Raw genomic sequence first — 14,971 nt, forward strand, 5'->3', positions numbered from 1 at the left:
TGGGAGCGAGCCTGCTCGCGATAGCGTCCGATCAGTCAACGTTGATGTTGAATGTCATTGCGCCTTCGCGAGCAGGCTCGCTCCCACAAGGTCAGCTGCGCCTGTAATGGGCGCAACGCAACCCGAGTTTCAAAGGATTCGCGATGAGCAATAACGCGTCTTTCACGCCACCCAGCCTGCTGCTCAGCACCATCGGCCTGTCGCTGGCGACCTTCATGCAGGTGCTCGACACCACCATCGCCAACGTGGCGCTGCCGACGATATCCGGCAACCTCGGGGTGAGTTCGGAACAGGGCACCTGGGTGATCACCTCGTTTGCAGTCAGCAACGCGATTGCACTGCCGCTGACCGGCTGGCTCAGTCGCCGCTTCGGCGAGGTGAAGCTGTTTGTCTGGGCGACGCTGTTGTTTGTGCTGGCTTCGTTCCTGTGCGGGATTTCCACGTCCATGCCGGAGCTGGTGGGCTTCCGCGTCTTGCAAGGCGTGGTGGCGGGGCCGTTGTACCCGATGACCCAGACCCTGCTGATCGCGGTTTACCCCCCGGCAAAACGGGGGCTGGCACTGGCGCTGCTGGCGATGGTCACGGTGGTGGCGCCGATTGCCGGGCCGATCCTCGGCGGCTGGATCACTGACAGTTACAGCTGGCCGTGGATCTTCTTCATCAACGTGCCGATCGGTTTGTTCGCCGCGTGGGTGGTCACGCAACAAATGAAGAAACGCCCGGTGGTCACCAGCCGCCAGCCCATGGATTACGTCGGTCTCATCGCGTTGATCATCGGTGTCGGTGCGCTACAGATCGTCCTCGATAAAGGCAACGATGCCGACTGGTTCGAGTCCAGTTTCATTATTGTCGGTTCGGTGATCTCCGTGGTCGCCCTGGCGTTCTTCGTGATTTGGGAAATGACCGACGAACATCCGGTGGTCAATCTGCGGCTGTTCGCCCACCGCAACTTCCGCTACGGCACCATCGTGTTGATTCTGGGTTATGCCGGGTTCTTCGGGATCAACCTGATCCTGCCGCAATGGCTGCAAACGCGACTGGGCTACACCGCGACCTGGGCCGGTTTTGCCGTGGCACCGCTGGGGATACTGCCGGTGCTGCTGGCGCCGTTTGTTGGCAAGTACGCACCAAAATTCGACATGCGGCTGCTGGCGGGCGGGGCGTTCCTGGCGATCGGCCTCAGCTGTTTCATGCGCGCCGGGTTTACCAATGAAGTGGACTTCCAGCACATCGCCATGGTGCAGCTGTTCATGGGTATTGGCGTGGCGCTGTTCTTCATGCCGACCCTGACCATTCTGCTGTCGGACCTGCCACCGAGCCAGATTGCCGACGGCTCGGGCCTGGCCACGTTCCTGCGGACGTTGGGCGGTAGTTTCGCGGCCTCGTTGACCACCTGGATCTGGATCCGCCGCGCCGACCAACACCATGCTTACTTGACCGAAAGCATCACCCAGTTCGATCCGGCAACCCGCGAGGCGTTGAGCCAGTTGGGCGGGGCAGGGGCCAAGGCCTATACGCAGCTGGATCAAATGGTGATCAGCCAGGCGTACATCATGTCCACCGTGGATTACTTCACGCTGCTGGGCTGGATGTTCATGGGGTTGATATTGATTGTGTGGCTGGCCAAGCCGCCATTTACCGCGAAGGCCGGGCCGGCGGCTTCCGCGGGGCATTGAACCAAGCGCGATCAATGTAGGAGCCGGCTTGCTGGCGATCGCGGAGTGTCAGATGCAATTCATCCAGCTGACACAACGCGATCGCCAGCAAGCCGGCTCCTACAAGGGTTTGATGTTCGGTCGTTATTTGGTGGGGGCTGCCAATTGCGGTGGCGGGGCGAAATCAAACGGCGCCAATGCAAACCCGTGTTCATCCACCTGCAACGCCCAACCCTGACGATCCCAATCCCCCAGCACAATACGCTTGGCCGCCTGGTCACCCAGCTGCAGCTTATGGATGGCGGGACGGTGGGTATGGCCATGGATCAGGGTCTTCACGCCATATTGCTGCATGATCCGCGGAATCTCTTGCGGCGTGACATCAACAATATCGTTAGCCTTCATCCGCGTTTGCGCACGGCTTTCGCTGCGCAGCTTGCGCGCCAGCTTATGCCGCGTGCGCAGCGGCAGGTGGCGCAGGATGAACAGGGTTATCGGGTTACGCAGGTAGCGACGCAGCTTCATATAGGCTTCGTCGCGAGTGCAGAGGCTGTCGCCGTGCATCAACAGTACGGGTTCGCCGTAAAACTGCACGACACTCGGATCCTTCAGCAAGGTGCAGCCGGCCTGTTTGCAAAAGGCCTGGCCGAGCATGAAGTCGCGATTGCCGTGCATCAGAAAAATCGCCGTGCCGCTGTCGCTGAGGTCGCGCAGGGCCTGGCAGATGGAACGCTGGAAGGGTGTCATGGCATCGTCGCCAATCCACGCCTCGAAAAAGTCGCCCAGAATGTACAGCGCACTCGCCGAGCGGGCGCGTCCGGCGAGCAAATCCAGAAACGCCCGGGTAATGTCCGGGCGCTCCTCTTCCAGATGCAAATCTGAAATCAGCAATATCACTCAATGATCTCGGCTTTCTCGATGATCACGTCGTCTGCTGGTACGTCCTGGTGGCCGGACTTCATGGTGGTGGAAACACCTTTGATCTTGTCGACAACGTCAGTGCCGGCAGTCACTTTGCCGAATACCGCGTAGCCCCAGCCCTGGGCGGTCTTGGCGCTGTGGTTCAGGAAGCTGTTGTCAGCCACGTTGATGAAGAACTGCGCGGAAGCCGAATGCGGCTCCATGGTGCGAGCCATGGCGACGGTGTATTTGTCGTTGGAAAGACCGTTGTCGGCTTCGTTCTGGATGCTTGGGCGCTTGTCTTTCTTTTCTTTCATGCCTGGCTCGAAACCACCGCCCTGGATCATGAAGTTACCGATAACACGGTGGAAAACGGTGTTTTCGTAGTGACCGGCTTTGACGTACTCAACGAAGTTGGCCACGGTGAGCGGGGCTTTCTCGGCGTTCAGTTCGAGGACGATGTCGCCATGGTTGGTGGTCAGTTTGACTTGGGTCATGATCGGTACTCTTTATAGGAGAGGTGTTTCAAAGAATTCGTGGTTTTGGAACGCGCAGTCCCGCAACCGGTTCAGCCTGTATTGGCCAAGGTGCGCAGTTTAGCGCGACGGGCGCGAATTTCGAGGCTGTTTTTCATTTACGGGCTATTAAATGCGACCGTTTGCAGGCCTGCTCTGTCAGCTGCTTGACGGCATCGGCTATGATAGCGGCTTTGTTTTGTCAGGCCCTTATTCCCGGCCACGCACTTGTACGTTCAAGGATCCTATGAGCAAGCCCACTGTCGACCCTACCTCGAATGCCAAGACCGGCCCTGCCGTACCGGTCAACTTCCTGCGGCCGATCATCCAGGCCGACCTGGACTCGGGTAAGCACACCCAGATCGTCACTCGTTTCCCGCCTGAGCCCAACGGCTACCTGCACATCGGCCACGCCAAGTCGATCTGCGTGAACTTCGGCCTGGCCCAGGAGTTCGGCGGCGTCACGCACCTGCGTTTCGACGACACCAACCCGGCCAAGGAAGACCAGGAATACATCGACGCGATCGAAAGCGACGTCAAATGGCTGGGCTTCGAATGGTCCGGTGAAGTGCGCTATGCCTCGCAGTATTTCGACCAGTTGCACGACTGGGCGGTCGAGCTGATCAAGTCCGGCAAAGCCTACGTTGACGACCTGACCCCTGAGCAAGCCAAGGAATACCGTGGCAGCCTGACCGAGCCGGGTCGCAACAGCCCGTTCCGCGACCGCAGCGTCGAAGAGAACCTGGACTGGTTCGCCCGCATGCGTGCCGGCGAGTTCCCGGACGGCGCGCGCGTGCTGCGGGCCAAGATCGACATGGCCTCGCCGAACATGAACCTGCGCGACCCGATCATGTATCGCATCCGTCACGCGCATCACCACCAGACCGGTGACAAGTGGTGCATCTACCCGAACTACGACTTCACTCACGGTCAGTCGGATGCCATCGAAGGCATCACCCACTCGATCTGCACCCTGGAATTCGAAAGCCATCGTCCGCTATACGAGTGGTTCCTCGAAAACCTGCCGGTCCCGGCCAACCCGCGCCAGTACGAGTTCAGCCGCCTGAACCTGAACTACACCATCACCAGCAAGCGCAAGCTCAAGCAGCTGGTCGATGAAAAGCACGTCAACGGCTGGGACGATCCGCGCATGTCCACGCTGTCGGGCTTCCGCCGCCGTGGCTACACGCCGAAATCGATTCGCAACTTCTGCGAAATGATCGGCACCAACCGTTCCGACGGCGTGGTGGACTTCGGCATGCTCGAATTCAGCATCCGTGACGACCTCGATCACAGCGCTCCGCGCGCCATGTGCGTACTGCGTCCGCTGAAAGTCGTGATCACCAACTACCCGGAAGGCCAGGTCGAGAACCTCGAACTGCCGTGCCACCCGAAAGAAGACATGGGCGTGCGCGTTCTGCCGTTTGCCCGTGAAATCTACATCGACCGTGAAGACTTCATGGAAGAGCCGCCAAAAGGCTACAAGCGCCTGGAGCCGAACGGCGAAGTGCGTCTGCGCGGCAGCTACGTGATTCGCGCCGACGAAGCGATCAAGGACGCCGACGGCAACATCGTCGAGCTGCGTTGCTCGTACGATCCGGACACGCTGGGCAAGAACCCTGAAGGTCGCAAGGTCAAAGGCGTGGTGCACTGGGTGCCGGCGGCTGCCAGCGTCGAGTGCGAAGTGCGTCTGTACGACCGTCTGTTCCGCTCTCCGAACCCGGAGAAGGCCGAAGACAGCGCCAGTTTCCTGGACAACATCAACCCTGACTCGCTGCAGGTACTGACCGGTTGTCGTGCTGAACCCTCGCTGGGCAATGCACAGCCGGAAGACCGTTTCCAGTTCGAGCGCGAAGGCTACTTCGTCGCGGATATCAAGGACTCGAAACCGGGCGCTCCGGTCTTCAACCGTACCGTGACCCTGCGTGATTCGTGGGGCCAGTGATTACAGGCCTGACCGGCTCTGATAAACAGGCGATTTAACGTGCTAACGATCTACAACACGCTCACCAAGAGCAAAGAAGTCTTCAAGCCGCTCGATGGCAACAAGGTGCGCATGTACGTGTGCGGCATGACCGTCTACGACTACTGCCACCTGGGGCACGGCCGCAGCATGGTCGCGTTCGACCTGGTGACCCGCTGGTTGCGCTTCAGCGGTTATGACCTGACTTACGTGCGCAATATCACCGACATCGACGACAAGATCATCAATCGGGCCAACGAGAACGGCGAGTCGTTCGAAGCCTTGACCGAGCGCATGATCGCGGCGATGCACGAGGATGAAGCGCGCCTGAACATCAAGAAGCCGGACATGGAACCGCGCGCCACGGATCACATTCCGGGCATGCACGCGATGATCCAGACCCTGATCGACAAGGGTTACGCCTACGCCCCGGGCAATGGCGACGTGTACTACCGCGTCGGCAAGTTCATGGGCTACGGAAAGCTGTCGCGCAAGAAGATCGAAGACCTGCGCATCGGCGCGCGCATCGAAGTCGACGAGTCCAAGCAGGACCCACTGGACTTCGTGCTGTGGAAAGCCGCCAAGCCGGGTGAGCCGAGCTGGGAGTCGCCGTGGGGCGCCGGGCGTCCGGGCTGGCACATCGAATGCTCGGTGATGTCGACCTGCTGCCTCGGTGAGACCTTCGATATTCATGGCGGCGGCAGCGATCTTGAGTTCCCGCACCACGAAAACGAAATCGCCCAGAGCGAAGCGGCCACCGGCAAGACCTACGCCAACGCGTGGATGCATTGCGGCATGATCCGAATCAATGGCGAGAAGATGTCCAAGTCCTTGAACAACTTCTTCACCATTCGCGACGTGCTCGACAAGTACCACCCGGAAGTCGTGCGTTACCTGCTGGTGTCGAGCCACTACCGCAGCGCGATCAACTATTCGGAAGACAACCTCAAGGACGCCAAGGGCGCACTCGAGCGTTTCTATCACGCGTTGAAAGGCCTGCCGAACGTGGCTCCTGCTGGCGGCGAGGCGTTCGTCGAGCGCTTCACCCAAGTGATGAACGACGACTTCGGCACGCCGGAAGCCTGTGCGGTGCTGTTCGAGATGGTGCGTGAGATCAACCGTCTGCGTGAGAGCGATCTCAATGCAGCGGCCGGTCTGGCTGCCCGTTTGAAAGAACTGGCCAGCGTGCTGGGTGTGTTGCAGCTTGAAGCCGATGATTTCCTGCAGGCCGGCGCCGAAGGGCGCGTGGATGCAGCGGAAGTCGAAGCGCTGATCGCTGCGCGCCTGGCGGCACGTGCCGGCAAGGACTGGGCCGAATCCGACCGCATCCGCGACCAGCTCACCGCCATGGGCGTGGTGCTGGAAGATGGAAAGGGCGGCACGACCTGGCGTCTGGCTGACTGATTGCTGTGTTTGTTACAGACAAAACCCGCCTTGTGCGGGTTTTTGTTTTTGGATTGCGGTGTTTGAACTGACGTCATCGCCAGCAAGCCGGCTCCTACAGGGTCGCGTCGTTCGCCAAAATTACGTAAACCACGGGAACTGTAGGAGCTGGCTTGCCAGCGATTGACCGCGTAGCGGTCAGCTGTCCGAATGACGCAACCGCTTATAGAGGGTATTACGGCTAACGCCCAGCCTACGGGCAAGATGTGAAATATTCCCCCCCACCGCCTGCAACTCCCGATTCAACTCCTCGGCATCATCAAGATCCACCGCCAGCGGTTCCGGCGTATCCACCGGCTCCATTTCCAGGTCGACAAAAAAATCATCCGGCAAATGCTCCGGCCGCACCGGTTGTTCCTCGGCCATGGCCAGCGCTACCTGCATCACGCTGCTGACCTGACGTAAATTCCCCGGCCACGGGTGGCGATCGAACAACGCCAAGACTTCACGGCTCAATCCGGCCCACTGACTCGGTTCGCGATGCTGCTCCCACAAGCGTTTGAACAACGCCTCCTTATCACTGCGCTCCCTTAACGGCGGCAGTTCCAGGGTCAAGCCGCCGATGCGGTAGTACAAATCCTCGCGGAAGCGCCCCAACTGCACCTGCTCGCGTAGCGAGCGGTTGGTTGCCGAGATGATGCGGATGTCCACCGGAAACAACTCACTGCTGCCCACCGGTTGCACGCAACGCTCTTGCAAAACCCGTAGCAAGCGAGCCTGGGTGGGCAGCGGCATGTCACCGATTTCATCAAGAAACAGCGTGCCTTTGTCGGCCTTGCGGATCAGGCCGATGCTGCCTTTCTGGTTGGCGCCGGTGAACGCGCCTTTTTCGTAGCCGAACAGCTCGGATTCCACCAGTTCGGCGGGAATCGCCGCACAGTTCACGGCAATGAACGCTTGTTTGCTGCGAGAGCTGGCATGGTGCAAGGCTTTCACGAAGACTTCCTTGCCGACCCCGGTTTCGCCGTGGATCAACAACGGAATGTCTTTCTCCAGCAAGCGCTCGGCCTGGCGCACGGCTTTTTCCACGCGGCTGTCGCCAAAGTGCAGGGTATTAAGGCTAATCACTGCCGGCGCCGGAGTGGCGGGCTCGACGAACACTCTGGCCTGGATCGGCACTTGTTTCGGCCGTTTCAGCAGGCATTGAAAGCGATTGCGACCGGAGGCCTGGAGCGAAAAGGGCAGGCCTTCGGGTTGATTCAACAACTCCAGCAGCGAGACCTTGAACAGGCTCTCGACACTGACCCGCGACAGGCGTACGCCGAGCAAATTGTCAGCGCGACGGTTGGCGGACAACACCTGGCCGCTCTCGTCGAAAATCAGCAATCCGGCCCACTGGCTGTCCAGGTTGTTCAGGCCGGTGTTGAACGTCAGTTGAAAATGCTGCCCGTGGAACAGGTTGAGTATCAGCCGGTTCTCCACGGTCTGACTCATCATCTTGACCATGCCCAGGGTGTGGGATGGCGGCAGGTAGCTGTCGCTCGACACATCCAGCACGGCGATGACCTTGCGCTCGGCATCGAAAATCGGCGCGGCGGAACCGGTCATGAAGCGGTTGGCCTTGAGAAAGTGTTCATCGTGCTCAATGTGCACCGCTTGCTCGCAGGCCAGCGCGGTACCTATCGCATTGGTGCCGCTGCAACGCTCCATCCAACTCGCGCCGGCGCTGAAGCCACGGGTCAGGCTCGGCTCGATGAAACGTTGGGTACCCCAGGACGTCAGCACTTGGCCCTGATTGTCGGCGAGCATGATCAGGCAGTTGGAGTTGCTCAGGATGTTCTCGTAATACGGCAACACTTCCTGGTGGGTGGTTTGCACCAAAGAGTGCTGGCTCTCCAACAATTGCGCGATGCCCTCGGCCGGCAGTTGGTCGAACGCCGGAGCACTCTGATGGTTGAGGCCGAACGCGAGGCAACGTTTCCAGGAGTCCTGGATGATTGCGTCGTGGGACAGCGGCGAGGCGGGTACGGCCATGGCAGTCAGTCTCTGAACAAGCTTTTATTGTTTTTATGGGTTTTGCACATCACGTTGAATCTCACACGTGACGGTTCTGGCGCGCCATGCCTTTGTAGGAGCCGGCTTGCTGGCGATGGTGATTTCATTGACGCCATCGCCGGCAAGCCGGCCCCTACAGGGACCGCGAACAGTTCATAGAGTGTTGTTCACTATTGTTCACTGTCAATGGGCGGACTGTTCAATTGTTCATTTCCGATTGTTCATTTGTGTTCAGCTTTGAACGTACTTTTCTCTTGATTTTCACGATTTCATAGCTGAATCAATAGTTTGAGATTTCTGGCACGAAAGTCGCTCTATAGCTCCGGTCGCTTGATTCCAAAAATAAAAAAGGCCGAGCCATGTCATTAACCCTGGAGCATGTCAGCCGCACCGTCGAGGGCCAGACCTGGATCGATGATGCGAGTCTCAGTTTCGAACCCGGTTCCTTTAACGTTTTGCTCGGCCGCACGCTGTCCGGCAAAACCAGTCTGATGCGCCTGATGGCCGGGCTGGACAAGCCGGACAGCGGTCGCATCCTGATGAATGGCGTGGATATCACTCAACGCCCGGTACGCCTGCGCAACGTTTCGATGGTGTATCAGCAGTTCATCAACTACCCGACCATGACGGTGTTCGAAAACATCGCCTCGCCGCTGCGCCAGGCCGGTATTTCCAACGAACTGATCCAGAACAAAGTGCTGGAAACCGCCAGGATGCTGCGCATTGAGAAGTTCCTGAAGCGCTATCCCCTCGAACTCTCCGGCGGCCAGCAACAGCGCACGGCCATGGCCCGGGCGCTGGTCAAGGACGCCGAACTGATCCTGTTCGACGAGCCCTTGGTCAACCTCGATTACAAGCTGCGCGAAGAGTTGCGCCAGGAAATGCGCGAGCTGTTCAAGGCTCGCCACACCATTGCCATCTACGCCACCACCGAGCCCAATGAGGCGCTGGCACTGGGCGGCACCACCACCATTCTTCACGAAGGTCGGGTGATCCAGAGCGGCAAATCTTCTGAGGTCTATCACCAGCCGCAGTCCGTATTGGCTGCCGAGCTGTTTTCCGAGCCGCCGATCAACCTGATGCCGGGTCGTATCGCCGGCAACGAAGTGAGTTTCGCCAACTTCGTGCACTTCCCGCTGAACGTCGATTTGCGCCCGGTGGGCGAGGGCGAGTTTCGCTTCGGTGTGCGCCCCAGCCATATCTCGCTGGTGCCGAGCAACGACGATGACCTCGAACTGGCCGTGACCGTTGAAGTCGCGGAAATCAGCGGCTCGGAAACCTTCCTGCACGTGCGCAACGAACATTTCCTGCTGGTGCTGCACCTGCCCGGCGTTCACGAATACGACGTCGATGCGCCGATCCGCATCTACATTCCGACCCATAAACTGTTTGTGTTCGATGCGCAGGGGCGGCTGGTCCAGGCGCCGGGCCGGCGCATTGCGAGGGTTGCCTGATGGCCGAAATCCGTTTGCAGAACCTCGCCCACAGTTACACCAAATCGCCCAGCGGTCCCGAGGACTACGCGATCCGCGAGATGGACCACATCTGGGAGCAGGGCGGTGCCTATGCGTTGCTCGGGCCTTCGGGGTGCGGTAAGTCGACCTTGCTCAACATTATTTCCGGATTGCTCAGTCCGTCCCAGGGTCATGTCCTGTTCGACGGCAAAGCGGTCAACGACCTGACCCCGGAAAAGCGCAACATCGCCCAGGTTTTCCAGTTTCCGGTGGTCTACGACACCATGACGGTGTTCGACAACCTGGCATTCCCGCTGCGAAACCAGGGCATGGCCGAGGCGAAAGTTCACACCAAGGTGCAGGAAATCGCCGAAGTCCTGGACCTCCAGGCACTGCTGGACAAGAAGGCACGCAACCTGACCGCCGACGAAAAGCAGAAAGTTTCCATGGGCCGTGGTCTGGTGCGCGATGACGTGTCGGCAATCCTCTTCGATGAACCGCTGACGGTGATTGACCCGCACCTGAAGTGGAAATTGCGGCGCAAGCTCAAGCAGATCCACGAGCAATTCAACATCACCATGGTCTACGTCACCCACGATCAACTGGAAGCCTCAACCTTTGCCGACAAGATCGCTGTGATGTACGGCGGGCAGATCGTGCAGTTCGGCACGCCACGGGAATTGTTCGAGCGGCCGAGCCACACCTTTGTCGGCTACTTCATCGGCAGCCCGGGGATGAACCTGATCGAAGTCCAGCCGCAACCGGGCGGCGTCGGGTTCGCCTCGACCCATCTGCCGCTGTCCGAGGCCATGCAGAAGCGCATCGCCGAATCCGAGTGGCACACCCTGAAGGTCGGTATTCGCCCGGAGTTCGTGCACGTGTGGGACGAACCTTTTGATGACGCGATGCAAGCACAAGTCGTACACGTCGAAGACCTCGGCACCTACAAGATCATGACCCTGAATCTCGACGGCGCGCCGCTGAAAGTGCGCCTGGCCGAAGACAAACCGGTTCCACAGGGTACGGCGTACATCAGTTTTCCGTCGCAGTGGCTGATGGTCTACGCCGACGAGTTCCTGCTGGAAACACAAGCGATCATCGAGGAGCAGCCATGAACAAGGTGCAGAACAACAAGGCCTGGTGGCTGGTCCTGCCGGTGTTCCTGCTGGTGGCGTTCAGTGCGGTGATCCCGATGATGACGGTGGTCAACTATTCAGTGCAGGACATCTTCGATCAGTCCAGTCGCTATTTCGTCGGCGCCGACTGGTACAAGCAAGTGCTGCTCGATCCGCGCCTGCACGACTCGCTGCTGCGCCAGTTCATCTACTCGGCCTGTGTGTTGCTGATCGAAATTCCGCTGGGGATTGCGATTGCCCTGACCATGCCGACCAAGGGTCGCTGGTCGTCGGTGGTGTTGATCATTCTGGCGATTCCGCTGCTGATTCCGTGGAACGTGGTCGGCACCATCTGGCAGATATTCGGCCGCGCTGACATCGGTCTTCTCGGTTCGGCCCTCAACGGCATGGGCATCAGCTACAACTATGCCGCGAACACGATGGACGCCTGGGTCACCGTGCTGGTGATGGACGTCTGGCACTGGACGTCGCTGGTGGCTCTGTTGTGCTTCTCCGGGTTGCGGGCGATTCCGGACGTGTATTACCAGGCGGCGCGGATCGACCGGGCCTCGGCCTGGGCGGTGTTCCGGCACATCCAGTTGCCCAAGCTCAAGAGCGTGCTGCTGATTGCGGTGATGTTGCGCTTCATGGACAGCTTCATGATCTACACCGAGCCGTTCGTGCTGACCGGTGGCGGACCGGGCAATGCCACGACGTTCCTCAGCCAGACCCTGACGCAGATGGCGATCGGGCAGTTCGACCTGGGCCCGGCCGCGGCGTTCTCGTTGGTGTACTTCCTGATCATCTTGTTGGTGTCCTGGCTGTTCTATACCGCCATGACTCACTCCGACGCCAACCGCTGAGGCCCGCCATGAGCAAAAGAAAGCTGATTCCACTGCTGCTCTACATTCTGTTCCTGCTGGTGCCGATCTATTGGCTGCTGAACATGTCGTTCAAGAGCAACACCGAAATCCTCGGTGGCCTGACGTTGTTTCCCCAGGATTTCACCTTCCACAACTACAAGGTGATCTTCACTGATCCGGCCTGGTACACCGGTTACCTCAACTCGCTGTACTACGTGAGCCTGAACACGGTGATCTCCCTGAGCGTGGCGCTGCCGGCAGCCTATGCGTTCTCGCGTTATCGCTTCCTTGGCGACAAGCACCTGTTCTTCTGGCTGCTGACCAACCGCATGGCGCCACCGGCGGTGTTCCTGCTGCCGTTCTTCCAGCTGTATTCGTCGATTGGGCTGTTCGACACCCACATCGCCGTGGCCCTGGCCCACTGCCTGTTCAACGTGCCATTGGCGGTGTGGATTCTGGAAGGCTTCATGTCCGGCGTGCCGAAAGAAATCGACGAGACCGCCTACATCGACGGCTACAGTTTCCCCAAGTTCTTCGTGAAGATTTTCATCCCGCTGATCGGTTCCGGCATCGGTGTCACGGCGTTTTTCTGCTTCATGTTTTCCTGGGTCGAACTGCTGCTGGCGCGAACCCTCACCTCGGTGAACGCCAAACCGATCGCGGCAGTGATGACGCGTACGGTGTCGGCGTCCGGCATCGACTGGGGCGTGCTGGCGGCAGCGGGGGTGTTGACCATCCTGCCGGGCATGCTGGTGATCTGGTTTGTTCGCAACCACGTGGCCAAGGGCTTTGCCCTGGGCCGGGTCTGAGGAACTGATGATGGAATGGATGAGTTGGACCGTCCCGACGACGGTGTTCTTCAGCGTCATTGCCCTGATCCTGGTGGGCATGACGACCTGGGAGTTGCGTTCGCCGAGCATCCTTCGGCGGGGCTTTTTGCCGATTGCCACCACCCGTGGCGATCGGCTGTTTATCGGTCTTCTCGGCAGCGCCTACCTGCATTTGCTGGTAATCGGCGTGACCGACTGGAGCATCTGGGTAGCGTCCGCGTTGTCCCTGGTGTGGCTGTTGGCTGTGATGCGTTGGGGCTAGTCGAATCGCTCGGCAATGTTGCTCCGAAATTCAATAAGGAGGTCTCTATGTTCGACAAAAACAATAAGCTGCGACATAGCATTTCATTGGCAGCCATGCTGGCACTCAGCGGTTTGAGCGCTTCGGCCTGGGCCGATGCCTACGAAGACGCAGCGAAGAAGTGGATCGGCAGTGAGTTCAAGCCGTCGACCCTGACGGCGGACCAACAGCTGGAAGAGCTGAAGTGGTTCATCAAGGCGGCGGAGCCGTTTCGCGGCATGAGCATCAAAGTGGTGTCGGAAACCATCGCCACACACGAATACGAGTCCAAGGTACTGGCCAAGGCTTTCACCGAGATCACCGGGATCAAGCTGACCCACGACTTGCTGCAGGAAGGCGACGTGGTGGAGAAGCTGCAGACCCAGATGCAATCGGACAAAAACATCTATGACGGCTGGGTCAACGACTCGGACCTGATCGGTACGCACTTCCGCTACGGCAAGACTGAAGCGATCACCGACTTGATGGCCAACGAGGGCAAGAACTTCACCTCGCCGACTCTCGACATCAAGGACTTCATCGGCATCTCGTTCACCACCGCACCGGACGGAAAGATCTATCAATTGCCCGACCAGCAGTTCGCCAACCTGTACTGGTTCCGCGCCGACTGGTTCGAGCGTGCGGACCTGAAAGCCAAGTTCAAGGAAAAGTACGGCTACGAATTGGGCGTGCCGGTGAACTGGTCGGCCTATGAAGACATCGCCAAGTTCTTCACCGAAGACGTCAAAGAGATTGACGGCAAGCGTGTCTACGGGCACATGGACTACGGCAAGAAAGACCCGTCCCTGGGCTGGCGCTTCACCGATGCCTGGTTCTCCATGGCCGGCGGCGGCGACAAAGGTATCCCCAACGGCCTGCCGGTGGACGAGTGGGGCATCCGCGTCGAGGATTGCCACCCGGTCGGTTCCAGCGTGACCCGCGGTGGCGACACCAACGGCCCGGCCGCGGTGTTCGCTACCACCAAGTACGTCGACTGGCTGAAGAAGTACGCGCCACCGGAAGCGGCGGGCATGACCTTCTCCGAATCCGGGCCGGTGCCGTCCCAGGGCAACATCGCCCAACAGATCTTCTGGTACACCGCCTTCACGGCCGACATGACCAAACCGGGCCTGGCGGTGATGAACGCCGATGGCACGCCGAAATGGCGTATGGCGCCGTCGCCACGCGGGCCGTATTGGGAGGAGGGCATGAAGCTGGGGTATCAGGACGTGGGTTCCTGGACGTTCATGAAGTCCACGCCTGAAAAGCAAAAACTCGCGGCTTGGCTGTACGCGCAGTTCGTCACTTCGAAAACCGTTTCGCTGAAGAAAACCATCGTTGGCCTGACGCCAATTCGCGAGTCGGACATCAACTCGCAGGCCATGACCGACCTGGCACCGAAACTCGGTGGACTGGTGGAGTTCTACCGCAGCCCGGCCCGTGTGCAATGGACCCCGACCGGGACCAACGTGCCTGATTATCCTCGTCTCGCGCAGTTGTGGTGGAGCCACATTGCCGAAGCCGCGAGCGGCGAGAAAACCCCACAACAAGCGCTCGACGGTCTGGCCAAGGATCAGGACGCGATCATGTCCCGCCTGGAACGCTCGAAGGCACAAGCCACCTGCGCACCGAAAATGAACCCGGAACGCGATGCGCAATACTGGTTCGATCAGCCAGGCGCCCCGAAACCGAAACTGGACAACGAAAAACCTAAAGGCGAGACCGTGAGCTATGCCGAACTGCTGAAATCGTGGGAGGCGGCGCGTAAGTAAGTGCTGAAGTCGTGAAATGCGAACGGCACCGGAAGGTGCCGTTTTCTTTTGTGCCTGACCCACCGCTATCGCTGGCAAGCCAGCTCCTGCAGATACGGTGTTTGCCGCAGACCGTGCGTTGCCCAACGCCCCCCTGTAGGAGCTGGCTTGCCAGCGATGGCGTTCTGTTGGTCAGCACAGAAAGAA

At 59.5% G+C, this 14,971-nt stretch carries 12 protein-coding genes; 9 read left to right on the plus strand and 3 right to left on the minus strand.

The window, feature by feature from the left end; genetic code table 11:
- Positions 1-143: 143 nt before the first annotated feature.
- Positions 144-1,676: a DHA2 family efflux MFS transporter permease subunit gene (locus ABVN21_RS05865; RefSeq protein WP_339553067.1), complete on the plus strand. Its 1,533-nt coding sequence runs from the start codon at positions 144-146 to the stop codon at positions 1,674-1,676.
- A 123-nt stretch (positions 1,677-1,799) separates the two neighbouring features.
- On the opposite strand, the gene lpxH is transcribed toward ABVN21_RS05865, so the two are convergent.
- Positions 1,800-2,552 carry a UDP-2,3-diacylglucosamine diphosphatase gene (gene lpxH / locus ABVN21_RS05870; protein WP_339553068.1) on the minus strand — a complete coding sequence of 251 codons (753 nt, stop codon included), beginning with the start codon at positions 2,550-2,552 and terminating at the stop codon, positions 1,800-1,802.
- On the minus strand, positions 2,549-3,052 hold the full coding sequence (locus ABVN21_RS05875; RefSeq protein WP_339553069.1) for a peptidylprolyl isomerase: 504 nt from the start codon (positions 3,050-3,052) through the stop codon (positions 2,549-2,551). Before ABVN21_RS05875 ends, lpxH begins: the two co-directional genes overlap by 4 nt.
- A gap of 265 nt (positions 3,053-3,317) precedes the next feature.
- Here ABVN21_RS05875 and ABVN21_RS05880 point away from each other — a divergent pair, with 265 nt between their 5' ends.
- Both ABVN21_RS05880 and cysS read left to right on the plus strand, forming a co-directional pair.
- The gene (locus ABVN21_RS05880; protein WP_339553070.1) at positions 3,318-5,015 is read left to right on the plus strand and encodes a glutamine--tRNA ligase/YqeY domain fusion protein; all 1,698 of its coding nucleotides are present in this window, start codon (positions 3,318-3,320) and stop codon (positions 5,013-5,015) included.
- Between the two features lie 39 nt (positions 5,016-5,054).
- Positions 5,055-6,437: a cysteine--tRNA ligase gene (gene cysS, locus ABVN21_RS05885; RefSeq protein ID WP_007970481.1), complete on the plus strand. Its 1,383-nt coding sequence runs from the start codon at positions 5,055-5,057 to the stop codon at positions 6,435-6,437.
- 177 nt (positions 6,438-6,614) lie between these two features.
- Here cysS and ABVN21_RS05890 read toward each other — a convergent pair whose 3' ends face one another.
- The gene (locus ABVN21_RS05890) at positions 6,615-8,450 is read right to left on the minus strand and encodes a sigma-54-dependent Fis family transcriptional regulator (RefSeq protein ID WP_339553071.1); all 1,836 of its coding nucleotides are present in this window, start codon (positions 8,448-8,450) and stop codon (positions 6,615-6,617) included.
- A 380-nt stretch (positions 8,451-8,830) separates the two neighbouring features.
- Between ABVN21_RS05890 and ABVN21_RS05895 the strand changes: the two genes are divergently transcribed.
- Genes ABVN21_RS05895 through ABVN21_RS05920 form a run of 6 tightly spaced genes read left to right on the plus strand, consistent with a single transcriptional unit; the run spans position 8,831 to position 14,785 of the window.
- Positions 8,831-9,925, plus strand: coding sequence for an ABC transporter ATP-binding protein (locus ABVN21_RS05895; protein ID WP_339553072.1), 1,095 nt, complete (start codon positions 8,831-8,833; stop codon positions 9,923-9,925).
- The gene (locus tag ABVN21_RS05900; protein ID WP_339553073.1) at positions 9,925-11,040 is read left to right on the plus strand and encodes an ABC transporter ATP-binding protein; all 1,116 of its coding nucleotides are present in this window, start codon (positions 9,925-9,927) and stop codon (positions 11,038-11,040) included. The genes ABVN21_RS05895 and ABVN21_RS05900 overlap by 1 nt, the downstream gene beginning before the upstream one ends.
- Positions 11,037-11,903 carry a sugar ABC transporter permease gene (locus ABVN21_RS05905; RefSeq protein ID WP_034146896.1) on the plus strand — a complete coding sequence of 289 codons (867 nt, stop codon included), beginning with the start codon at positions 11,037-11,039 and terminating at the stop codon, positions 11,901-11,903. Before ABVN21_RS05900 ends, ABVN21_RS05905 begins: the two co-directional genes overlap by 4 nt.
- Positions 11,904-11,911: 8 nt before the next feature.
- Complete coding sequence (locus ABVN21_RS05910) at positions 11,912-12,712, plus strand: carbohydrate ABC transporter permease (protein ID WP_034146897.1); 801 nt, start codon at positions 11,912-11,914, stop codon at positions 12,710-12,712.
- Positions 12,713-12,722: 10 nt separating this feature from the next.
- Positions 12,723-12,995, plus strand: coding sequence for a DUF2160 domain-containing protein (locus ABVN21_RS05915; RefSeq protein WP_034146898.1), 273 nt, complete (start codon positions 12,723-12,725; stop codon positions 12,993-12,995).
- Between the two features lie 47 nt (positions 12,996-13,042).
- Complete coding sequence (locus ABVN21_RS05920) at positions 13,043-14,785, plus strand: ABC transporter substrate-binding protein (RefSeq protein ID WP_339553074.1); 1,743 nt, start codon at positions 13,043-13,045, stop codon at positions 14,783-14,785.
- The last annotated feature ends 186 nt before the right edge of the window (positions 14,786-14,971 follow it).

Origin of the sequence: Pseudomonas sp. MYb327 (assembly GCF_040438925.1) — a bacterium.
Classification (GTDB): domain Bacteria; phylum Pseudomonadota; class Gammaproteobacteria; order Pseudomonadales; family Pseudomonadaceae; genus Aquipseudomonas.

What these genes read in the sequence shown, in the direction of transcription:
- ABVN21_RS05865 (WP_339553067.1), top strand. Translation starts at nt 144, where the DNA reads ATGAGCAATAACGCGTCTTTCACGCCACCCAGCCTGCTGCTCAGCACC.
- ABVN21_RS05875 (WP_339553069.1), bottom strand. Translation starts at nt 3,052, where the DNA reads ATGACCCAAGTCAAACTGACCACCAACCATGGCGACATCGTCCTCGAA.
- ABVN21_RS05880 (WP_339553070.1), top strand. Translation starts at nt 3,318, where the DNA reads ATGAGCAAGCCCACTGTCGACCCTACCTCGAATGCCAAGACCGGCCCT.
- ABVN21_RS05890 (WP_339553071.1), bottom strand. Translation starts at nt 8,450, where the DNA reads ATGGCCGTACCCGCCTCGCCGCTGTCCCACGACGCAATCATCCAGGAC.
- ABVN21_RS05895 (WP_339553072.1), top strand. Translation starts at nt 8,831, where the DNA reads ATGTCATTAACCCTGGAGCATGTCAGCCGCACCGTCGAGGGCCAGACC.
- ABVN21_RS05900 (WP_339553073.1), top strand. Translation starts at nt 9,925, where the DNA reads ATGGCCGAAATCCGTTTGCAGAACCTCGCCCACAGTTACACCAAATCG.
- ABVN21_RS05905 (WP_034146896.1), top strand. Translation starts at nt 11,037, where the DNA reads ATGAACAAGGTGCAGAACAACAAGGCCTGGTGGCTGGTCCTGCCGGTG.
- ABVN21_RS05910 (WP_034146897.1), top strand. Translation starts at nt 11,912, where the DNA reads ATGAGCAAAAGAAAGCTGATTCCACTGCTGCTCTACATTCTGTTCCTG.
- ABVN21_RS05915 (WP_034146898.1), top strand. Translation starts at nt 12,723, where the DNA reads ATGGAATGGATGAGTTGGACCGTCCCGACGACGGTGTTCTTCAGCGTC.
- ABVN21_RS05920 (WP_339553074.1), top strand. Translation starts at nt 13,043, where the DNA reads ATGTTCGACAAAAACAATAAGCTGCGACATAGCATTTCATTGGCAGCC.